The sequence below is a fragment of the Nocardia cyriacigeorgica NBRC 100375 genome (genome assembly GCF_000308555.1).
GTDB classification, from domain to species: Bacteria; Actinomycetota; Actinomycetes; order Mycobacteriales; family Mycobacteriaceae; genus Nocardia; species Nocardia cyriacigeorgica.
Genome location: NZ_BAFY01000074.1, coordinates 18723 through 39694 on the forward strand (window position 1 = coordinate 18723; position 20972 = coordinate 39694).

Annotated in this window: 18 protein-coding genes and 1 pseudogene; 11 read left to right on the top strand and 8 right to left on the bottom strand. The window is 68.1% G+C overall.

The features are described from left to right. Positions 1-55: 55 nt before the first annotated feature. The 4 genes from ettA (at position 56) to RJ05_RS06675 (ending at position 7927) form a co-directional block, all read left to right on the top strand. Entirely contained in the window at positions 56-1732 is a 1677-nt protein-coding gene (gene ettA / locus RJ05_RS06660) for an energy-dependent translational throttle protein EttA (RefSeq protein WP_036534346.1), read from the top strand. 97 nt (positions 1733-1829) lie between these two features. Further along, positions 1830-6764: an NAD-glutamate dehydrogenase gene (locus RJ05_RS06665; RefSeq protein WP_036534349.1), complete on the top strand. Its 4935-nt coding sequence runs from the start codon at positions 1830-1832 to the stop codon at positions 6762-6764. 50 nt (positions 6765-6814) lie between these two features. Then, positions 6815-7234 (top strand): acyl-CoA thioesterase, encoded by a 420-nt coding sequence (locus RJ05_RS06670; RefSeq protein WP_036534462.1) that lies wholly within the window; start codon positions 6815-6817, stop codon positions 7232-7234. Positions 7235-7261: 27 nt separating this feature from the next. Next, positions 7262-7927 (top strand): DUF8185 domain-containing protein, encoded by a 666-nt coding sequence (locus tag RJ05_RS06675; RefSeq protein ID WP_036534352.1) that lies wholly within the window; start codon positions 7262-7264, stop codon positions 7925-7927. A 153-nt stretch (positions 7928-8080) separates the two neighbouring features. On the opposite strand, the gene RJ05_RS06680 is transcribed toward RJ05_RS06675, so the two are convergent. Continuing rightward, positions 8081-8398, bottom strand: coding sequence for an AzlD domain-containing protein (locus RJ05_RS06680; RefSeq protein WP_036534355.1), 318 nt, complete (start codon positions 8396-8398; stop codon positions 8081-8083). Next, on the bottom strand, positions 8398-9063 hold the full coding sequence (locus RJ05_RS06685; RefSeq protein ID WP_036534357.1) for an AzlC family ABC transporter permease: 666 nt from the start codon (positions 9061-9063) through the stop codon (positions 8398-8400). The genes RJ05_RS06680 and RJ05_RS06685 overlap by 1 nt, the downstream gene beginning before the upstream one ends. A gap of 200 nt (positions 9064-9263) precedes the next feature. On the opposite strand from RJ05_RS06685, the gene RJ05_RS06690 reads away from it, so the two are divergent. Then, the gene (locus tag RJ05_RS06690) at positions 9264-9830 is read left to right on the top strand and encodes a helix-turn-helix domain-containing protein (protein WP_036534359.1); all 567 of its coding nucleotides are present in this window, start codon (positions 9264-9266) and stop codon (positions 9828-9830) included. A 19-nt stretch (positions 9831-9849) separates the two neighbouring features. Here the strand turns inward: RJ05_RS06690 and RJ05_RS06695 are convergent, their stop codons facing one another. After that, entirely contained in the window at positions 9850-10551 is a 702-nt protein-coding gene (locus RJ05_RS06695) for an HNH endonuclease (RefSeq protein ID WP_174343905.1), read from the bottom strand. 207 nt (positions 10552-10758) lie between these two features. Between RJ05_RS06695 and RJ05_RS06700 the strand changes: the two genes are divergently transcribed. The 5 genes from RJ05_RS06700 to RJ05_RS06720 all read left to right on the top strand — a co-directional run bounded on the left by RJ05_RS06700 (position 10759) and on the right by RJ05_RS06720 (position 14231). Then, entirely contained in the window at positions 10759-11163 is a 405-nt protein-coding gene (locus tag RJ05_RS06700) for a globin (protein WP_014349587.1), read from the top strand. Positions 11164-11180: 17 nt separating this feature from the next. Then, complete coding sequence (locus tag RJ05_RS06705) at positions 11181-12755, top strand: glycoside hydrolase family 13 protein (RefSeq protein WP_036534466.1); 1575 nt, start codon at positions 11181-11183, stop codon at positions 12753-12755. Positions 12756-12940: 185 nt separating this feature from the next. Further along, positions 12941-13216, top strand: a complete 276-nt coding sequence (ctaJ, locus tag RJ05_RS06710; RefSeq protein ID WP_036534362.1) for an aa3-type cytochrome oxidase subunit CtaJ — start codon at positions 12941-12943, stop codon at positions 13214-13216. Next, on the top strand, positions 13203-13667 hold the full coding sequence (locus RJ05_RS06715; RefSeq protein ID WP_051016302.1) for a DUF5130 domain-containing protein: 465 nt from the start codon (positions 13203-13205) through the stop codon (positions 13665-13667). The genes ctaJ and RJ05_RS06715 overlap by 14 nt, the downstream gene beginning before the upstream one ends. Before the next feature lie 147 nt (positions 13668-13814). Beyond that, positions 13815-14231, top strand: a complete 417-nt coding sequence (locus tag RJ05_RS06720) for a helix-turn-helix domain-containing protein (RefSeq protein ID WP_051016303.1) — start codon at positions 13815-13817, stop codon at positions 14229-14231. Between the two features lie 141 nt (positions 14232-14372). Here RJ05_RS06720 and RJ05_RS06725 read toward each other — a convergent pair whose 3' ends face one another. The 3 genes from RJ05_RS06725 to pepN all read right to left on the bottom strand — a co-directional run bounded on the left by RJ05_RS06725 (position 14373) and on the right by pepN (position 18295). Further along, the gene (locus RJ05_RS06725) at positions 14373-14960 is read right to left on the bottom strand and encodes a ClpP family protease (protein WP_036534367.1); all 588 of its coding nucleotides are present in this window, start codon (positions 14958-14960) and stop codon (positions 14373-14375) included. Continuing rightward, entirely contained in the window at positions 14957-15559 is a 603-nt protein-coding gene (locus tag RJ05_RS06730) for a ClpP family protease (protein WP_036534369.1), read from the bottom strand. The genes RJ05_RS06725 and RJ05_RS06730 overlap by 4 nt, the downstream gene beginning before the upstream one ends. A gap of 153 nt (positions 15560-15712) precedes the next feature. Next, positions 15713-18295, bottom strand: coding sequence for an aminopeptidase N (gene pepN, locus RJ05_RS06735; protein ID WP_036534371.1), 2583 nt, complete (start codon positions 18293-18295; stop codon positions 15713-15715). Between the two features lie 124 nt (positions 18296-18419). On the opposite strand from pepN, the gene RJ05_RS06740 reads away from it, so the two are divergent. Next, positions 18420-19256, top strand: coding sequence for a phosphoribosylaminoimidazolesuccinocarboxamide synthase (locus RJ05_RS06740; protein ID WP_036534373.1), 837 nt, complete (start codon positions 18420-18422; stop codon positions 19254-19256). Positions 19257-19262: 6 nt separating this feature from the next. Here the strand turns inward: RJ05_RS06740 and RJ05_RS06745 are convergent. Together RJ05_RS06745 and RJ05_RS06750 are read right to left on the bottom strand one after the other, a co-directional pair. Continuing rightward, positions 19263-20532, bottom strand: a pseudogene (locus RJ05_RS06745) (RNA polymerase sigma factor). Then, on the bottom strand, positions 20529-20930 hold the full coding sequence (locus RJ05_RS06750) for a YciI family protein (RefSeq protein WP_036534472.1): 402 nt from the start codon (positions 20928-20930) through the stop codon (positions 20529-20531). The pseudogene RJ05_RS06745 and the gene RJ05_RS06750 overlap by 4 nt, the downstream one beginning before the upstream one ends. Positions 20931-20972: the final 42 nt, after the last annotated feature.

A 20972-nucleotide genomic window follows, 5' to 3' on the forward strand; every position in this document is an offset into this window, starting at 1 on the left:
CACGGGCGCTGGCTCTGCTTCGATCCATCATTCCTCGCACCGATAGGCTTTGCTCATGGCTGAGTTCATCTACCAAATGAAGAAGGTTCGTAAGGCGCACGGCGACAAGGTCGTGCTCGACGATGTCACCTTGAACTTCCTTCCCGGCGCCAAGATCGGTGTCGTCGGCCCCAACGGCGCCGGTAAATCCAGCGTGCTGAAGATCATGGCCGGACTGGACCAGCCGAACAACGGCGACGCGTTCCTCGCCCCCGGCGCGACGGTCGGCATCCTGCAGCAGGAGCCGCCGCTGAACGAGGAGAAGACGGTGCGCGGCAACGTCGAGGAGGGCCTCGGCGAGGTCAAGGTCAAGCTAGACCGGTTCAACGAGATCGCCGAACTCATGGCCACCGACTACTCCGACGAGCTCATGGAAGAGATGGGCAAGCTGCAGGAGTACCTCGATCACGCCGACGCCTGGGACATCGACTCCCAGCTGGAACAGGCCATGGACGCGCTGCGCTGCCCGCCGCCGGACGAGCCGGTCACCAATCTCTCCGGTGGTGAGCGCCGGCGTGTGGCGCTGTGCAAGCTGCTGCTGAGCAAGCCCGATCTGCTGCTGCTCGACGAGCCCACCAACCACCTCGACGCCGAGAGTGTGCTCTGGCTCGAGCAGCACCTGGCCTCCTACCAGGGCGCCGTGCTGGCCGTCACCCACGACCGGTACTTCCTCGACAACGTCGCCCAGTGGATCCTCGAGCTCGACCGTGGCCGCGCCTACCCGTACGAGGGCAACTACTCCACCTACCTGGAGAAGAAGGCCCAGCGTCTGGAGGTGCAGGGCAAGAAGGATCAGAAGCTGCAGAAGCGCCTCAAGGACGAACTCGCCTGGGTGCGTTCCGGTGCCAAGGCCCGTCAGGCCAAGAACAAGGCACGTCTGGGCCGGTACGAGGAAATGGCTGCCGAGGCCGAGAAGCACCGGAAGTTGGACTTCGAGGAGATCCAGATTCCGGCAGGCCCGCGTCTGGGCAACGTGGTGGTCGAGGTGGAGCACCTGGACAAGGGCTTCGGCGATCGCCAGCTGATCAAGGATCTGTCGTTCACCCTGCCGCGCAACGGCATCGTCGGTGTCATCGGCCCCAACGGTGTCGGTAAGACCACGCTGTTCAAGACGATCGTCGGGCTCGAGCAGCCCGACAGCGGCGAGGTGAAGGTCGGCGAGACAGTCAAGCTCAGCTACGTCGACCAGAACCGAGCGGGTATCGATCCGAAGAAGAACGTCTGGCAGGTCGTCTCCGACGGACTCGACTTCATCGAGGTCGGTAACCAGGAGATGCCCTCGCGCGCCTACGTCAGCGCGTTCGGCTTCAAGGGCCCGGACCAGCAGAAGCCGGCGGGCGTGCTCTCCGGTGGTGAGCGCAACCGGCTGAACCTGGCGCTGACCCTCAAGCAGGGCGGCAACCTGATCCTGCTCGACGAGCCGACCAACGACCTGGATGTCGAGACGCTGAGCTCGCTGGAGAACGCGCTCGAGCAGTTCCCCGGCTGCGCCGTGGTCATCTCCCACGACCGGTGGTTCCTCGACCGCACCTGCACCCACATCCTGGCCTGGGAGGGCGACGCCGACAACGACGCCAAGTGGTTCTGGTTCGAGGGCAACTTCGAAGCGTACGAGGCGAACAAGATCGAGCGGCTCGGCCCGGAGGCCGCGCGGCCGCATCGCGTCACCCACCGGAAGCTGACTCGCGGGTAACCGCAAAGCTTGTGCCCACCGGTCCCGGGTGCGGGACTAGTGTCGAGACCGGCGTCACTTTGTTGCGGACCGAATCCGAGGGAGTTGGCGAAAAAAAATGACGGTCTCGTCGGAATTGTCCGGTGCGGCGTGGGTCGCGGGGTTGCCGCAACCATTGCGCGGCGACCTCGCCGCCCTGGAAGAGGCATACTTCCGTCACGTCGACGCGGGCGATGTGGACTGTGTGATCACCGGGATCACCCAGATCTTCCGAAGGCATCTGGAACTGGCGATGACGCGGAGTCCGGGCCGGGCCCTGGTCCGGGTGTATCACCCCGACGACGGGTCCGGTCTCGGTGCCGCGGTTCAGGTGGTCACCGATGACATGCCCTTGCTGGTGGAGTCGATCACCTCGTCGCTGAGCCGCATGGGCGTCAGCGTCAGCGAGGTGATCCACCCGATCTTCGAGGTCGAACGCGACGCCGAGGGCCGACTGATCGACGCCAAACCGCATGAGGTGGATGCCAACGGCGAACCTGGTCTGCGGGAGAGCTGGATGCATCTGCAATTGCATCCGTCCACCAGCCGGGCCGTCCTCGACCGGGTCGAGGCGTCGATGCCTGCGGTGGTGGACGACGTGCGTCAGGTGATCGGCGATACCTCCGCGATCCGGGCGGCGCAGAGCACGCTGGCCGATGAACTCGATCGGGCAGCGGCCGCCGGGGACGCGCCGTTTCCGGCGATCGACCTGACCGACTGCGCAAACCTGTTGCGCTGGTTGGCCAGTGGGCATTTCACCGTGCTCGGCTACGCCCGCTACCGCAAGGTCGCCACCGATGACGCCCGCCCGGAGGTCGTGCCGGATTCGTGCCTCGGCGTGCTGCGTCCGGGCGTCGGCACCGATTTCGACGTCCCGGTCATCCCCGGGGAGCAGCCGCTGCTCATGCTCACCCAGGGCCTCGTGCCTGCCACCGTGCACAGGTCGGTGTATCCGTACTTCGTCGGCGTGGCCGATCTCGGCGCGGGTGGCGAGGCGGTCGGGCAGCATTTGTTCATCGGCGTCTTCACGGTGACCGCCGTGCACGAGAACGTGCTCGACATCCCGGTGATCTCGCGGCGGGTGCGGTCGGCGATCGAGGACAGCGGCTTCGATCTGGATTCGTTCTCCGGGCAGGGGATGCTCGAGGTCATCCAATCGTTTCCGCGCACGGAACTGTTCTCCTCCGATACCGAGACACTGCGACGCACCGCGACCGCGGTATTGAACGTCAGGCTGCGCAGACAGGTGCGGTTGTTCATGCGTGCCGACGGCTTCGGCCGATTCGTCGCGTGCATGGTGTATCTGCCGCGCGACCGCTACACCACCGCGGTGCGGCTGGAGATGCAGGAGATCCTGGTCCGGGAATTGGGCGGTGTGTCGATCGACTACTCGGCGCGGGTGAGCGAAAGTGAGCTCGCCAGTGTGTATTTCACCGTTCGTATGCCCGAGGCCGAGGCCGGCGCGCAGGGGCGGCTGCCCGAGTCGGCGGATACCTCCGAAGAGAACAGGCTGCGGATTCAGCGGCTGCTCGATGCGGCCAGCCACACCTGGGACGATCACCTCGACGATGCGGTCAGCACGTCGACCGTGCTCGACCCGAGCGTGGTCGACCGCTACGCCGACGCCTTCCCTGAGGGCTACAAGCAGGATTTCGAACCCGCACGAGCACTGGCCGACATCGCGCGCCTGGAGCACCTCACCGAAGGTGACATAGACCAGCATCTGTATCGCCAGCCCGATGCCGCGCCGGGCGCATGGCGATTCAGCCTGTACATCGGAGGTACCGGCGTCTCGCTGAGTCAGGTGCTGCCCGTTCTGCAAAGCCTCGGTGTGGAGGTGGTGGACGAACGCCCGTACCAGATCCAGCTCGACACGGCGACCGGCGCGGCCGGCGGCGAACGCTGGATCTACGACTTCGGCCTGCTGGCCCGGCCGGAGCTGCTGCGCAGCGCGCTCGATGCGGATCTCGACGCCGAACTGCTGGAATCGGCCGCACGTTCCGACGCGGTCGACGCCGAGGCCGGCGGCTTGCGCGCGCGCTTCGTGGAAGCCTTCGCCGCGGTGTGGTACGGCCGTGCCGAAGCAGATGGGTTGAACGAGCTGGTGCTGCGCGCCCGGATGCCGTGGCGCGAGGTGTCGATTCTGCGTACCTACGCCAGGTACCTGCAGCAGGCCGGTTTCCCCTACAGCCAGACCAATATCGCCCGCGTTCTGCTCAACTACCCGGAGGCGGCGCGGCTGTTCACCGAGCTGTTCGCGGCGAAGTTCGATCCCGATACCCACTCCACCGAGCGGGCCGCGGAGCTGGAGACGCAGGTGCGCGCCCGGATCGACCAGGTGGTGAGCCTGGATGCCGACCGCATCCTGCGCGCCATCCTCGGCTTGATCTCGGCGACACTGCGCACCAATTACTACGTCACCGACGACGAGGGCCGAGCCCGCGACTATATCTCGATGAAGGTAGAACCGCGCGAGATCGCCGAATTGCCCAAGCCCCGGCCACAATTCGAGATTTTCGTGTATTCGCCGCGGGTGGAGGGTGTGCATCTGCGGTTCGGTGCGGTGGCGCGTGGTGGTTTGCGGTGGTCGGATCGGCTGGAGGATTTCCGGACCGAGATTCTGGGTCTGGTGAAGGCGCAGGCGGTGAAGAACGCGGTCATTGTGCCTGTCGGTGCGAAGGGTGGTTTCGTGGTGAAGCAGCCGCCCGCTGCCACGGGTGACGCGGGTGCCGATCGCCAGGCCATGATGGCCGAGGGCGTGGCCTGCTACCGGACGTTCATATCCGGCCTGCTCGACGTGACCGACAATGTCGACCTCGCGACCGGTGCGGTGCTGCCGCCCGCGCGTGTGGTGCGCCGCGACGGCGACGACACCTACCTTGTCGTCGCCGCCGACAAGGGCACGGCCACGTTCTCCGATGTTGCCAACGATGTGGCCAAGAGGTACGGCTTCTGGCTGGGTGACGCCTTCGCCTCCGGCGGGTCCGCGGGATACGACCACAAGGCCATGGGCATCACGGCCAAAGGGGCTTGGGAGAGCGTCAAACGCCACTTCCAGGAGATGGGGATCGATACCCAGACCCAGGATTTCACGGTGGTGGGTATCGGTGATATGTCCGGTGATGTGTTCGGTAACGGGATGTTGTTGTCGGAGCACATTCGGTTGGTGGCGGCGTTCGACCACCGGCATATCTTCTTGGATCCGAATCCGGATGCTGCGTCCTCGTTTGCCGAGCGTAGGCGGATGTTCGAGTTGCCGCGGTCGTCGTGGGCCGATTACGACAAGACGCTGATCAGCGAGGGCGGCGGGGTCTGGGATCGCACGGTGAAGTCGGTGCCGATCAGCCCGCAAGCCCGGCAAGCGCTCGGCCTGGCCGACGAGGTGACGGCGCTGTCGCCGCCCGAACTGGTGCGCGCTATCCTGCTCGCGCCGGTACAGCTGCTCTGGAACGGCGGGATCGGCACCTATATCAAGGCGAGCACCGAATCCAACGCCGATGTGGGAGACAAGTCCAACGACGCGGTCCGCGTCGACGGAAACCAGTTGCGGGTCAACGTCATCGGCGAGGGCGGCAATCTCGGCGCCACCGCGCTCGGGCGGATCGAGTTCTGCCGCAACGGCGGAAAGATGAACACCGACGCCCTCGACAACTCCGCGGGTGTGGACTGCTCCGACCACGAGGTCAATATCAAGGTGCTGCTCGACGGCGTCGTGAGCGCCGGGCTGCTGCCGCACTCCGAGCGCAACCCGCTGCTGGCCTCGATGACCGACGAGGTCGCCCAGATGGTGTTGCGTGACAACGTCTCCCAGAACTTCCTGATGGGCCTGTCACGCTCGGACGCACCGCGCATGCTGAATGTGCACCGCCGGGTGATCGACGATCTGGAGCAGCGCCGCGGGCTCGACCGTGAGCTCGAAGCCCTGCCGTCGGAACCGGAGATGAAGCGCAGGCACGAGGAAGGCACCGGCCTGACCTCGCCGGAGCTGGCCAACCTGCTGGCGCACGTGAAGCTCGCACTCAAGGCGGATCTGCTCGACTCGGACCTGCCCGACATGGCGTATTTCGCCACCCGGCTGCCCGAATATTTCCCGACGCCGCTGCGGGGACGCTTCGGCGCCGCGATCAAGAAGCATCGGCTGCGGCGGGAAATCCTCACCACCATGATCGTCAACGAGGTCGTCGACTGCGGCGGAATCACCTACGCCCATCGGCTCAACGAAGAGGTCGGCGCCTCCGCGAGCGATTCGGTACGCGCGTTCACGGCCGTCACCGAGATCTTCGGACTGCATGACATCTGGGCCAGGATCCGCACCGCCGACACCTCTGTCGCGATCCGCGACGAACTCGAGCTGGAAACCAAACGCACCCTGGACCGGGCCTCGCGCTGGCTGCTCACCAACCGTCCGCAGCCCATCGCGGTCGGCGCCGAGGTCAACCGCTACAGCCGAGGCGTTCGCGAACTCGCCCCCAAGGTGCACGGCTGGCTGCGCGGCCACCACGTGACGTCGCTGACCGATCAGAGCGCGGAACTGATCGCCCGTGGGGCGCCCACCGACCTCGCGACCGAGGTCTACGGGCTGCTGAATCTGTTCCCGCTGCTCGATGTGATCGATATCGCCGATATCACCGATCGCACCGGCGACGAGGTGGGTGCGCTGTATTACGCGCTCAACGAGCACCTGAAGATCGATTGGCTGCTCGAGGCCGTCAGCCACCTGGAACGCGGCGATCGCTGGCATGCGCTGGCCCGGCTCGCGCTGCGTGACGACATGTACAGCTCGCTGCGCTCGCTCACCCTCGATGTGCTCTCCGGCGGCGACCCGGAAGAGACCGCGGACGAAAAGATTGCATACTGGGAGTCGAAGAACCAGTCTCGGCTCGGGCGTGCCCGGTCCGCGCTGTCGGAGTTGTTCGAGTCCGGCACCCACGACCTGGCCACGCTGTCGGTCGCCGCGCGGCAGGTGCGCAGCATGGTGAGTGGGGCGGGCACCCAGTCGGAGGTATCACGGTGACGAGTGTCGGATCGCTGAACGGCAATCCGAAGGCGCAGGGCACGCTTGTCCTGCCCAAGCGCTTCCATGCCAAGGTCGACATCCGATGGTCGGATATGGACGCGTTCCAACACGTCAACCACGCCCGGATGGTGACGCTGCTGGAGGAGGCGCGGATCCCGTGGCTGTTCGAAGACGATCGCCCCACCGCCGCCCTGCGCCAGGGGTGTGTCCTGGCCGACCTGCATGTCCGCTACCGCGGGCAGCTGCGGCACGAGGACACCCCGCTCGACATCGCCATGTGGATCGAGCAGCTGCGCGCGGTCGACTTCACCGTGGCCTACGAGGTGCGCGCCGCCGGCGCCGCCCCCGACTCGCCGCCGGCGGTGGTCGCATCCACCCAGCTCGCCGCCTTCGACATGGATACTCAGCGGTTGCGCAGGCTGACCCCTGATGAGCGCGACTACCTCGCGGAATGGATGAGTGAGTGACCGGCGCGCGGTGATCGTCGGTCTGTGATGTCCGAACAACGAGTCTTGTACGTCGCCGATCCGGCCGAACGGGAGAATCTCGCAACCTTCCTCGGCCGCGCCCTCCGGCTGGATCCGGCCGTGGTCGTGCGGCTGCGGCGCCGGGGGGAGCGGTGGGTGTCGGCGTGGGTGGCGACGGGCTTCGAGGCGCTCGCGGTGCGGACCGTGGTCGCCGAACTTGGCGTCGACGATGTCACCGTCGGCGCCGATGTGGTGCTGGCCGGGCTGTCCTCCGGCAGCCCGATCGACCTCGGCTACTCGATGGATTCGGCGTGGCGTGGCGCCCTGCCACCGGACAGCGGCTTCGCCCACATCGACGATGTGCCGGCCCGAACCCTCGTCGAACTCGCCGAGCAGGGTGCCGACCTCGCCAAGGAGCACGGCTCCGGGCACGGCCCGCCCGCCGCTCTGCTGGACCAGACGGTGCTGACCGTGACCGGTGGTGCGGTGCAGGTGCAGGTGCCGATGCGCGTCGTCTTCGCCCTCACCGCCATGGACTTCATCCCGCACTCGGGTGATCGCGCCGATTCGCGACGGATCCCGCCTGCCGAGATCGTGCGGGTGCGCTCGAGCAATACGTGGCTGCGCCTGGACGCCCGTTACGGTTCGGTCGCCCGCCGTCTCGGTGGTGGTCTCCCACTCACGCCGCGTTGATCCGCGCCAGGGCCACTGTCCGGTCGTTGCGCGGTGCGTCGCGCAGAGCCTTCGCCCGGCGGCGTGGGCCGGGCCCGGGCCGCGTGCGCTCGACGCCCCGCGGCGCCTCCGTCGTCGCTGCTGGGCAGGCACTGACCGGGCAGGTGTGTGGGCTCAGGCGACGCCGACCGCGCGCAACAGCGCCGTGGTGGCCGCCGCCGCGACGATGACCACCAGCAGCGGGCACCGTCGCCACGCCAGCACTCCGCCGACCAGGACGCCGACGGGCAGAGCCCACCCGAATTCGTCGCCGAACGGCAGCGCGGTGGTCGCCACCAGCGCCGCCAGCAAGATCACGGCACCGATCTCGAGCAGCCGGGCCGCCCGCGGGGGGAACCGGACCCGGGTGCGCAGCGCCGGCCCTGCCCAGCGGAGCAGGTAGGTGCCGATGGCCATGGTGAGCATGGCCGGAACCAGCAGCGGCGAACTCATCACAACGCTCCCAGCGCGAAGATCAGCCCGGCCAGTGCGAGCAGGACCGGCAGGCCGGCCGGGACGAACGGGGTTGTGAGAACGGCTATTCCGGCGCCCACGCTCGCCGCCCGCAGGGTGGCCCGATCGCGCAGGGCGGGCAGGATCAGGGCGAGCAGGACCGCGGGAAAGACCGCGTCCAGGCCGAACGCCGCGGTGTCGGGCACGACGCTGCCGATGACGGCCCCGGCGAGCGCGCCGAGCGGCCAGCACAGCGCGATGCCGAGGCCGCACAGCCAGTAGGCGGAGCGCCGTCGTTCGAGGTCGCCGGGAGCCAGCGCGAACGCGACGCTCTCGTCGACCATCAGGTGCACGCCGAGCAGTCGCCGGACGCCGGAGCCGAACACGTCGGGCATCGACAAGCCGTACGGCAGGTGCCTGGCGTTGACGAGCAGACCGGCCGACGCCGCGGCGAGGGGTCCGGCACCCGCGGTGAGTATCCCGAAGAACAGGAATTCCGAACCCCCTGCCAGCACGGTCGACGCCAGAACCACCGGCATCCACATCGGGAATCCGGCTCCCACCACGGCCGCGCCGTAAGAAATGCCGATCATGGCGGCGGCCGCAGAGGTCGCCGCGACACTGGTTCGGGTGTCCCGATCCAGTGTTCGCCATAACGAACGCATGTCGTTTATATTGAACGCGCGGAGAGGATCCGTCAACGCGATAATCCGGGCACTGCTCGTGGCATTCGGCGCACACGTGCGTGCATCGACCGACGATGACCGCGGTGTGCGAGCACCGTGTGACACTTGGGTCCACTGGACCGCAGCACGGCTCCTGCCGCGAGGCGAGTCCGGGGAAAGCAACAACAAGGGAGTGCTCGATGGCCGCAGAAGATCCGGCAGTGGCACCGAAGGCGGTGATCGCGGCGTCGCTACGCAGGGAGCGCACGCGTACGGGGTTGTCGCTCACCGAGGTCGCCAACCGGGCGGGCATCGCGAAATCGACGCTGTCACAACTGGAGTCGGGAACCGGGAATCCCAGTCTGGAAACACTGTGGGCGTTGTGCGTCGCGCTCGATATGCCGTTTTCGCGGCTGCTCGACCCGCCCCGACCGAGCGTGCGGGTGATCCGGGCGGGCCAGGGGCCGGTGGTCGCCGCAGCAGAATCGGAGTATCGGGCCACGCTGCTCTCGGCCGGGCCGGCCGGCGCCCGTAGCGACCTGTACCGGATCACCGCCGAACCCGGCGAGCCGCGTCGCTCGGAACCTCACGTGCGTGAATCGGTGGAGCACATCCTGCTCTGTGCCGGGCGTGCCCGCGTCGGGCCGGCGGATTCGCCCGAGGAACTCGAGCCCGGCGACTACATCAGTTATCCGGGTGATGTGGCGCATCTGTTCGAGGCGCTCGAGCCCGGCACCTGGGCGACGCTGGTCGTCGAATATCACTGACCGCCGAGATCGCCGGCCGCTACGCCGCCCCCTCGCCCAGGTATTGCAACCACACCGGATCCAACTCGGTGACGGTCGACAGCAACCGCCAATGCGGGCCCTTCGGCGAGACGAGGGGCGCGCGCAGCGTCCAGCCCAGCTCACTGAGCAGTTTGTCGGCCTTGCGGTGATTGCACGGTGCGCAGCTGGCCACGCAGTTCTCCCAGCTGTGCTCGCCGCCGCGGCTACGGGGGACCACGTGGTCGATGGTCTCGGCTTTGCCGCCGCAATAACCGCAGCGGTAGCGATCGCGCTGCATGAGGGCGGCGCGGGTCATCGGTACGCGGGCACGGTAGGGAACGCGGACGTAGGTGCGCAGGCGGATCACCGACGGAATCGTGAGCGAGGATCCGGCCGAATGCACGATCGGGCCCTCGGGGTCGTGGTGGACGGTGTCGGCCTTGTCGCAGATGAGCAGCACCACGGCGCGACGCGCGGACAGCGCGGTCAGCGGCTCGTAGGTGGCATTGAGGAGTAGGACGCGGCGTTTGAGCCAGTTGTTGGTGGGCGTGGGCAGTGGGGTCGGCGCGGTGTCGACGCGATGATTATCGCGGTGCGCCCCGGAATGATGATCGGACAACAAGTGCAGCGGAGTAGCCCCCGACCCACGGTTGTGGACGTCGGCGGGCTGGAGTTGTCGGTGCGCCCTCGCCTCCTGTGATCGGGCGTGTCGCTGCTTCATGTCGACCCCAATTTCTGCGTTCCAAGATCATGTGGTATCTCGCCGGAGACTGCCACCAAGTTGACCACGGAATGCGGGCCGGTGCACGGTGATTTAACACAATGTCGGGTTAACTGTGGCTGAAGAGCCATCGGGCCGCGATGTGCGCGAGCAGGCCGGTGCGCGGGCACAATGGAGCGCGGCGCATCCAGCGAATCGAGAGGGTCTATGACTTCGGGCGAGCACACAGCGACGTCGTTCTATGAGGCGGTCGGCGGGGAGGAGACCTTCCGCCGGATCGTGGCCGCGTTCTACCGCGAGGTGGCCGCCGACGAGGTGCTGCGCCCGCTGTACCCCGAGGAGGACCTCGGCCCTGCCGAGCGGCGGTTGCGGATGTTTCTGGAGCAGTACTGGGGCGGGCCGCGCACCTACAGCGACGAGCGTGGGCATCCGCGGCTGCGGATGCGGCATATGCCCTTCAAGATCGGGCCCGTGGAGCGCGACGCCTGGTTGCGCTGTATGCGGATCGGGGTGGCCGAGATCGAGCCGGAGGTGCTCGACGACGAACACCGCAAGGCATTGCTGGACTACCTGGAGATGGCCGCGAACTCGCTGATGAACGCGGCCTGGTGAGCACGGCGGGGGTGGAGATGAGCACTGCGTCGGATCCGTGGTGGGAGACCGCGGTCTTCTACCAGGTCTATCCGCGTTCGTTCGCCGACTCCGATGGTGACGGTGTCGGTGATCTCGGTGGTGTGCGGGCCCGGCTGGACTATCTGGAGCGCCTCGGGGTGGACGCGCTGTGGATCTGCCCGGTGATGCGGTCGCCGATGGCCGACGGCGGCTACGACGTCGCCGATCCGCGCGATATCGACCCGCTCTTCGGTGGTATGGCGGCCTTCGACGCCCTCATCGCAGCCGCGCACGCCCGCGATATCAAGATCACGATGGACCTGGTGCCCAACCACACCAGCGACGCCCATCCCTGGTTCCGCGCGGCCCTCGCTGCCGCTCCCGGCAGCCCGGAACGCGCCCGCTACATCTTCCGCGACGGTCGCGGACCCGGCGGTGAGCTGCCGCCGAACAACTGGCCGAGCATCTTCGGCGGCCCGGCCTGGACCCGAGTCGTGGAGGCCGACGGCAGCCCCGGCCAGTGGTATCTGCACCTGTTCGCCGCCGAGCAACCCGACCTGAACTGGGACAACCCCGAGGTCATCGCCGATTTCGAGCACACCCTGCGGTTCTGGCTCGACCGTGGGGTGGACGGTTTCCGCATCGACGTCGCGCACGGCATGGCCAAACCGGAGGGCCTGCCGGATATGGAGCGCGTCGACACCCGGATGCTGATCCACGACGACTCCGATCCGCGCTTCAACAACCCGGGTGTGCACGACATCCACCGCCGCATCCGCCGCGTGCTCGACGACTACCCGCACGCGGTGTCCATCGGCGAGGTCTGGGTCGACGACAACGTGCGCTTCGGCGAATACGTCCGCCCCGACGAACTGCACCTGGCCTTCAACTTCCGGCTGGCCGAGACCCCGTTCGACGCCGAGGCGATCCGCCACGCCGTGGAGAACTCCGTGCTCGCGGTGGCCCCGGTCGGGGCGACGCCCACCTGGACGCTGTCCAACCACGATATCGAGCGCGAGGTCACCCGCTACGGTGGCGGCGAGCGCGGCCTCGCGCGGGCCAGGGCGATGATCCTGCTCGAACTCGCCCTGCCCGGCGCGGTGTTCATCTACAACGGCGCCGAACTGGGCCTGCCCAATGTCGACGATCTGCCCGACGAGGTGTTGCAGGACCCGGTCTGGGAACGCACGGGGCACGCCGAGCGCGGTCGCGACGGGTGCCGGGTGCCGATTCCCTGGGAAGGGTCCGCCCCGCCCTTCGGGTTCACCAGGGCGGCGCGGTCGTGGCTGCCGATTCCGGCCGAATGGGCCGAGCTGACAGTGGCCGCCCAGCTCGATCGCAGCGGGTCGACCCTCGAGCTGTACCACGACGCCATCGAGCTGCGGCACAAGCGCCCGGAGTTCGACGGCGCCGGGCTGGAGTGGCTGCCCGCCGCACCCGGCGTGCTGATGTTCCGCCGTCCCGGCGGCCTCGTGTGCGTGCTCAACAGTTCGGCCGCGGCGATCGAGCTACCCGAGGGCGAGGCGATTCTGCTCAGTGCGCCCCTGGTCGATGGGTTGCTGCCCCCGGACTCCGCCGCCTGGCTGGTCTGAGCCTCGCCCACCGGACAGCAGTGCAGCACTGGACAACAGTGCAGCTCAGAGCAGCCAGTGACAGGCCGGACGGACGACGGCGACGATCGGCGCGACTTTCGGCGACGCTCGCCGAAACACCTGGTCGAGGCGCAAAAGGCTTACCGATCGATGAACTACTACAGAGCATCGTCTACCTTTGAGCTGTGAGCATTCTCGAGACAGTGCTGATCTTCGTCGGCATCCCGCTGGTGATCTACGGCGTGATCGCCGGATTGTCGTTTCTCGGTAAGCCGCTGCCCGGCGAGAAGCCGGTCCACTACGACCTGAGCAAGAAGTGGACCTCCGAGCCGGTGCTGTGGAGTGCGACCGACGAGGTGACCGTGTACGGGCACCACATTGCTGATTCGCATGGACACCATGCGGCTATCGAAACCGCGGACGCGGAGCTGATCGGAGGCAGGGCAAGTGGCAGGTTCTAAGTGGCCCGCGGTGGTCGAATCCGAACTACCGCACGGATACGCCCTGATGAGCAGCGGCCGGGTGTCCGGCGTGCACGAGGCGGGCGACGTCTTCAAGGAAGCGCCCTTCGACAATGAAGAGCGCCTGCTCATGGACAACGTGCTCACCGAGGCGACCCGCGCCACCAAGGTGCGGTTCAACGTCTTCATCGGTGATCTCGGCGCCGACCCGACCGCCGGTGCCGACGCGATCTTCCCGGTGACCCCGGAGGCGAACCGGTCGGTGCTCATCGCCGTCTCGCCCAACGACCGCGCCGTCGAGGTGCGTTCGGGCAAGGACGTCGCCGACCGCGCCAACGACCGCGTCTGCCAGCTCGGCGTCACCGCCGCTTTGAGCTCGATGCGTCAGGGCCAGCTCATCGACGGCCTGGTCTCGGCCGTGCGGGTGATGGCCGCCGCCATCGGCCGCTGAGGCGACACGTCCACGCACCCCCGCCGTAGCCCGGCGCCGCATTCGACGCGGCGCCCGGCTGCGGCGGGGGTGCGGTGGTTTCGCCGGAGTTGTCCGCCGAGAGCGTAATTCGGCGACCGAGCTCCCGGCCGGCGGTACGCTCCGGCTATGAGCGAGCATCCGAGGCTGCACTCGATTCCCGGTGGACGCGAGGACCGATCCGCAGAACCGCGCCCGGACGCCGAACCGCTGTGGCGCGAGGTACTCGGCACCCGGCTACGCGCGCTGCGGCAGCAACAGCAGGAGACCCTCGCCGAGACCGCGGGGCGGGCAGGAGTCTCGCCGCAGTACCTGTCCGAAATAGAGCGCGGCCGCAAGGAACCCTCCAGCGAGATGATCGCCGCCCTGGCCGGCGCGCTCGGCACCTCCTTGGCCGAACTGGCCGGCGAGGTCGCGGAGACGCTGGGTCGCCGCCGGGCACTGCGCCCGGTCGGGGGATCGGGCTACCGCCGGGTCGGCAACGAACCCGCCGCCCCGAGCACCGGTGCCACCACGACGGGCGGGATCGTGCTGCTCGCTGCCTGAGCCCGCGGGCTCGCCCGCACCTGGACCACGTCCGGCCGCAGGCCGACTCGCGCTGCGGGTCGTTCGCGCCTACTCGGCACCAGGTGTCCGCTGCCGGTCGAGCGCGCCCCCGGTCGGCGCGCTTCGCGCCTGCCTACCCGCTCACCGGGCGTGCAGCACCTGGTCCACCAGTCCGTAGTCCACGGCTGCCGCGGCCGTGAACACCCGGTCGCGGTCGGTGTCGCGGCGTAGCGTCTCGGCCGGTCGGCCGGTGTGGTCGGACAGGATGGATTCGATCTCCGCGCGCATCCGAACCAGCTCGTCGGCTTGCAGGATCAGATCGGGGATGGCGCCCTGACCGCGTGCGGCCGGTTGATGCAGCACCACTCGTGCGTGCGGCAGCATCGACCGCCTGCCGGCCTCGCCGGCCGCCAGCAGCACCGCCCCGACCGCGATGGCCTGGCCGACGCACGTGGTCGCGACCGGGGCCTTGATGAACCGCATGGTGTCGTAGACCGCGAGCATCGCGGGTAGCTCGCCGCCCTCGCAGTTGATGTAGAGATTGATCTCCTGTTCCGGGTTCTCCGACTCGAGGTGCAGCAGCTGGGCGATGAGCGCGTTGGCCACCCCCGAATCGATCGGGGTGCCGAGATAGACGATGCGTTCGGCCAGCAGATGCGAGTAGACGTCCATGATCCGCTCGCCAGCCGGCTGCCGGGCGATCACATTGGGAATGGTGTAGGAGGTCATGAGATTCCGATCTTCTGGCGCTGCGGAACCACCTGGCCGAACGAGTCGACGATGTGGTCGATGAACCCGTATTCCTTGGCCTGTGCGGCGGTGAACCAGCGGTCGTGCAGTGAGTCCTCGTAGATCCGCTCATAGGGCTGGCCGGTGTCGGCGGCGATGAGCCCGAGCACGGTCTCCACGGTGTGGCGCAGATCGTCGGCCTGCACCTCGACCTCCACGGCGCTGCCGCCGATCCCCGCCGAACCCTGATGCATCAGGATGCGGGCGTGCGGGAGCGCGAACCGCCGTCCCCGATCGCCGGCCGAGAGCAGGAACTGCCCGGCGCTGCACGCCAGCCCGAGGGCGAGGGTGGAGATCTCGCAGGGCACCAGCCGCATGACGTCGCGGATGGCGAGCATCGCGGGCACCGAGCCGCCGGGGGAGTGGATCCACAGCGAGATCCCGGCGTCGGGATCCTCGGCCGCGAGGGTGAGCATCTGCGTCATCAGCAGGGTGCCGTTGTCGTCGTCGAGGCCACCGTCGAGCACGAGGATGCGCCTGCCGAAAAGTTGTTCACGAGCCCGCCAGCTGAACAGCGGAGCCTTCTCATCGTGTGCCATGGCTCCACCGTGCCCGCCGCCGAGGCGAAAAATCTCGCCACGCTGCCCTGAGCAGATCTGCTCAGAGCAGCGAGTGCAGGTGGACGCGAAACAGGCCCGGATCCAAGGGATCCGAGCCTGTTCCGGTGCGGGCACAGCGCCCGGGTCGGCTACCTACTGGGCGTCGAAGGCGCGGGCGCGCAGCGAGCGTTCGATGCCCGCCTTGCCTTCGTTCACGAGCCGCGCCAGTGCGGGCGGATGGTCCGCGGAGAGGAACTTGTCGGCGCTGGCCACGGCGGCCTCGCTGATCTCCCAGGACGGGTAGAGCCCGATGACGACGGTCTGTGCCACTTCGCTGGACCGGCGTTCCCACACATCGGGGATCTCGGCGAAGTACCGCTCGACGAACGACGTCAGCAGCTCACCCTGCCCAGCGGGTGCGAACCCGTTGACGATCGAGCGCGCGGTGATGTTCGGCACCGAATCGTCGCCCATCACGGTGGACCACGCCTGCTCCTTGACCTCGGCGATGGGCCGGGCGGTCGCGGCCGCCGCTGCCTGGCGCTTACCCGCCGCGGTCTGGTCGTTGGCCAGCTCGGCATCGATGGTCGGAGTGTCCACACCGTCGGCGTCGATCTCACCGGCGGCCGCCAGCGCCGTCACGATGCGCCAGCGCAGATCGGTGTCCACGACCAGGCCGGCCAGTCCCACCGTGGCAGGGTCGGCGTCGAGCAGCTCGCGCAGTACCTCGGTGTGCCACGGCGAGAGCTTCGCTCCGGTCAGCGCGTTGACGAAGGCCAGCTGATGATCCGAGCCCGGTTCGGCCTCGCGGGCCAGCTCCAGCAGCCGATTGGCGAACCCGGGCCAGCCGGTCTCCGCGGCCCAGGTGGGGTCGGCGTAGCTGCTGAGGGTGGTGTTGGCCTGCATGAGCAGCCGCTGCACCACGCCGATCTCCGATTCCGCGCCCACTCCGCGCTGCACCAGCGCCACGAAATCGCGGGCCCGCAGTTCGGCCTGCCGGGTCATCTCCCACGCCGCCGACCAGGCCAGCGTGCGCGGCAGCGGTTCGGCGATATCGGCGATGCGGTTGATCAGCACGTCGAGCGAATCGGAGTCGAGTCGGATCGAGCAGTAGGTGAGGTCGTCATCGTTGACCAGCACGAACTTGCCGCGCGGCACACCGACCAGCTCCGCGACGTCGGTGCGTTCGGTGGCGTCGAGATCCAGTTCGACGCGATGGGTGCGGACCAGTTTGCCGTCGGCATCGTCGTCGTACACACCGACCGCGAGCCGGTGCACGCGCTGTTCACCGGCGCCGGGTGCCGCTCCTTCCTGAATCACGGTGAAGGAGCTGAACTTTCCGTCCGCGTCGACCTCGAAGTCGGGCCGCAGAATGTTCAGACCGGTGGTCTTGAGCCACTGCGCGCCCCAGGTCGACAGATCGCGGCCCGAGGACTTCTCCAGCGCCGCGAGCAGATCGTCGAAGGTGGCATTGCCGTAGGCGTGCTCGGCGAAGTAGTCACGCAGACCGGCCAGGAACGGCTCCAGGCCGACGTAGGCCACCAGCTGCTTGAGCACGCTCGCGCCCTTGGCGTAGGTGATGCCGTCGAAGTTGACTTCCACCGCGGCCAGATCCGGGATGTCGGCGGCGATGGGATGGGTGGAGGGCAGCTGGTCCTGACGGTAGGCCCAGGACTTCTCCACATTCGCGAACGTGGTCCAGGCACTGGTGTATTCGGTGGCCTCGGCCTGGCACAGCACCGAGGCGAAGGTGGCGAACGATTCGTTGAGCCACAGATCGTCCCACCACTTCATGGTGACCAGATCGCCGAACCACATATGCGCCATCTCGTGCAGCACGGTCTCGGCGCGACGCTCATAGGAGGCGCGGGTGACCTTGGACCGGAAGACGTAATCCTCCAGGAACGTCACCGCGCCCGCGTTCTCCATCGCGCCCGCGTTGAACTCCGGCACGAACAGCTGGTCGTACTTGCCGAAGGCGTAGGGCACGCCGAAGTTGCGGTGGTAGAAGCCGAAACCCTGCTTGGTCTCGGTGAACAGCCGGTCGGCGTCCATGTGCTCGGCCAGCGAGGCGCGGCAGAAGATGCCCAGCGGGATGCTGCCGTGCTCGTCGGTGTAGACATCGGTCCACTGCGCGTACGGGCCGGCGATGAGCGCGACCAGGTAGGTGCTCATCTTCGGAGTGGTGCGGAACAGGTGGTGGGCCGGGTCGGCGGCGATGGTGTCGACCGGCTCGCAGTTGGAGATGACCTTCCAGCCGGCGGGCGCGGTCACGCTGAGGGTGAACGTCGCCTTGAGGTCGGGCTGGTCGAAGCAGGCGAACATGCGCTTGGCGTCGGCGGTCTCGAACTGGGAGTAGAGATACACCGCGTCATCGGCCGGGTCGACGAACCGGTGCAGGCCCTCGCCGGTGTGCGAGTACTCGCAATCGGCCTCGACCACGAGCTCGTTGGTGGCGGCGAGGTCGGTCAGGGTGATGCCGGTGGACTCGTCGTAGTCGGAGACGTCGATCGGCGTGCCGTTCAGGACCGCCGAGCGGACACCGCGCGCCACGATATCGATGAAGGTGGACGCTCCCGGCGTCGCGGTGAAGGCGACCGTGCTGCGGGAGAAGAACGTCTGCTCGCCCGGGTTGCCCGACCCGTCGGTCAGATCGAGTTCGATGCGGTAGTTCTCGACCGAGACGGTCGCGGCGCGCTCGATCGCCTGTTCGCGGGTGAGGTTCGGTGCGGACATCGGACTCCTTCATGGTCGAAGAACAGATACGGGCACGGCGTTCCCCACAATGCCACGTCGGTAAGGTTGCCCGCGCGGGAGTAATTCCGCATCGACAACCATCGACCACGATCGGAGCGACGTCGTGAAGCATGTGCACGCCGGGAAGGTGCGCGACCTGTACGAGGACGGCGACACCCTGCTGCTCGTCGCCTCCGACCGGGTGTCGGTCTACGACGTGGTGCTTCCGACGCCGATCCCGGACAAGGGTGCGCTGCTGACCCAGCTGTCGAACTGGTGGTTCGAGTTCTTCGCCGATGTGCCCAACCATGTGCTCTCGACCACCGACGTGCCCGCCGAGTTCGGCGCGCGTGCGATCCGGGTGAAGCCGCTGCGGATGATCCAGGTTGAATGCATCGCCCGCGGCTACCTCACCGGGTCCGGGCTGAAGGAGTATCAGCAGAGCGGAACCGTGTCCGGGATCGCCCTGCCGCCCGGGCTGCGGGACGGCGACCGGCTGCCCGAGCCGATCTTCACTCCGTCCACCAAGGCTGCCGAGGGCCACGACATGGCGATCTCGTTCGCCGATGTGGTCGACCAGGAAGGCCGCGAGGTCGCCGAACAGCTGCGCGAGCTGACCCTCGGCATCTACTCGCGCGGAGCCGCGCACGCCGCCGAACGCGGCGTGATCGTGGCCGACACCAAGCTCGAGTTCGGCTGGGACGGTGACACTCTCACCCTCGGCGACGAGGTCCTCACCTCCGACTCCTCGCGCTTCTGGCCCGCCGACGAATGGGAGCCCGGCCGCCCGCAGCGCTCCTTCGACAAGCAGTTCGTCCGCGACTGGTCCACCTCCACCGGCTGGGACAAGGAACCGCCGGGCCCGGAGATCCCCGCCGACATCGTCGAGGCGACCCGCAAGAAGTACATGGAGGCCTACGAGCTCATCACCGGCACGACCTGGACGGGATCAGCCGGCTGAAAGAGGTCACTGCGAGCCGGCCTCGGGTGCGACGTGGGTAGCACCGGCTTCCTGCGCCATGCGAGAGCGCAGGTGCGCGGCACGAAGCATCAGATAGTCGCGTTCTGCGGTATTCGTCGTGCGCTGCGCGGCGGCCGTGTAGCAGGTGACGGCAGCCCGGTGATCACCCGCCATCTCGTAGAGGTGGCCGCGCACAGCCGCGAGCCGATGGCTGTCGGCGAGCGCGTCGGCGACGGTGTCGGTGAGCGCGAGACCCGCGGCCGGGCCGTCCACCATCGCGGTGGCGACCGCGCGGTTCAACGTCACCATCGGGTTCGGAGCGATGCGCTCGAGCAGCCGATACAGCGCCAGCACCCGCTCCCACTCGGTCTCTTCCGTCGAGGCGGCCTGCGCGTGCAGCACCGCGATCGCCGCCTGGATCTGGTACGGGCCGATCAGGCCGTGGTCCAACGTGGCCGTCGCGAGCCGGATCCCTTCGGCGATCGCCGTGCGATCCCAGCGGCCGCGATCTTGTTCGGGTAGCGGAATCAGCTCGCCGTGCGGGCCCGTCCTGGCGTCGCGGCGGGCGTCGGTCAGCAGCATGAGCGCGAGCAGCCCGCCGACCTCGGGATCGTCGGGCAGGATCCGGTACACCGCGCGGGTCAGCCGGATCGCCTCGGCGGACAGGTCCGCGCGCCGCAGCCGATCACCGGTCATGGCGGTGTGCCCCTCGGTGAAGATCAGGTACAGCACATGCAGCACAGCGTCGAGGCGTGCGCGCCATTCGTCGTCGGCGGGCGGGGCGAACGGGCGGTCCAGGGCGGCCAGCCGCTTCTTGGCGCGGGTGATCCGCTGTGCCATCGTCGCCTCCGGCAGCAGGAAAGCCCGCGCGATTTCGGCGGTGGTGAGCCCGCCCGGCTCGCAAGGTCAGTGCGATCGCGCTCGCGGGTGGCAGCGCCGGATGGCAGCACAGGAACAGCAACATCAGCGAGTCGTCCTGGGCGGAGACGGACTCGGCGGGTTCGGGCTCGCGCAGGGCGACCACGGTCTCCCGGTTGCGCCGGGCGACCTCGGCGCGCACGGCGTCGGCCATGCGCCGCTGCGCCACCTGGATCAGCCAGCCACGCGGATTGTCCGGCCTGCCCTCGACCGGCCACTGCGTGGCGGCGGCCAGCAGCGCCTCCTGCAGGGCGTCCTCGGCGGTGGGGAAATCGCCGAAACGGCGCACCAGCGTCGCGAGGACCTGCGGCGCCAGCTCACGCAGCAGGTCCTCGGTCGCGCGGTCGGCAGCGATCACCGTTCGGCGGCAGGTGCGCTCATCACCGCACGCACCTCGATGTACTCACCGATGGGGACACCACCGGGCCCGGGCGCGGCCGACGCCTCAGCGGCGATCTCGAGCGCACGTTCCTCGCTGTCGACGTCGACGATCCAGTACCCGGCCAGGAACTCCTTGGTCTCCGGGAACGGGCCGTCGGTGACCACCGGCGCGGTGCGGCCGTCGTAGCTGACGATCCGCGCTTCCTCGGGGCCGGCCAGGCCCTTGGCGTCCACCAGCTCGCCCGCCGCGGCGAGCTTCTCGCCGAGTTTGCGCTGAAAATCGATGTGCGCCGCGATGTCCTCCGGCGCCCACTCGTTGATCGGGATATCGCAGTTCGCGGTGCGGCCGTAGGTCTTGACCAGCATGTACTTCATTTCGGGCTCCTCATTCTCGGTGCGTCCGGCGACGCTCTCGTG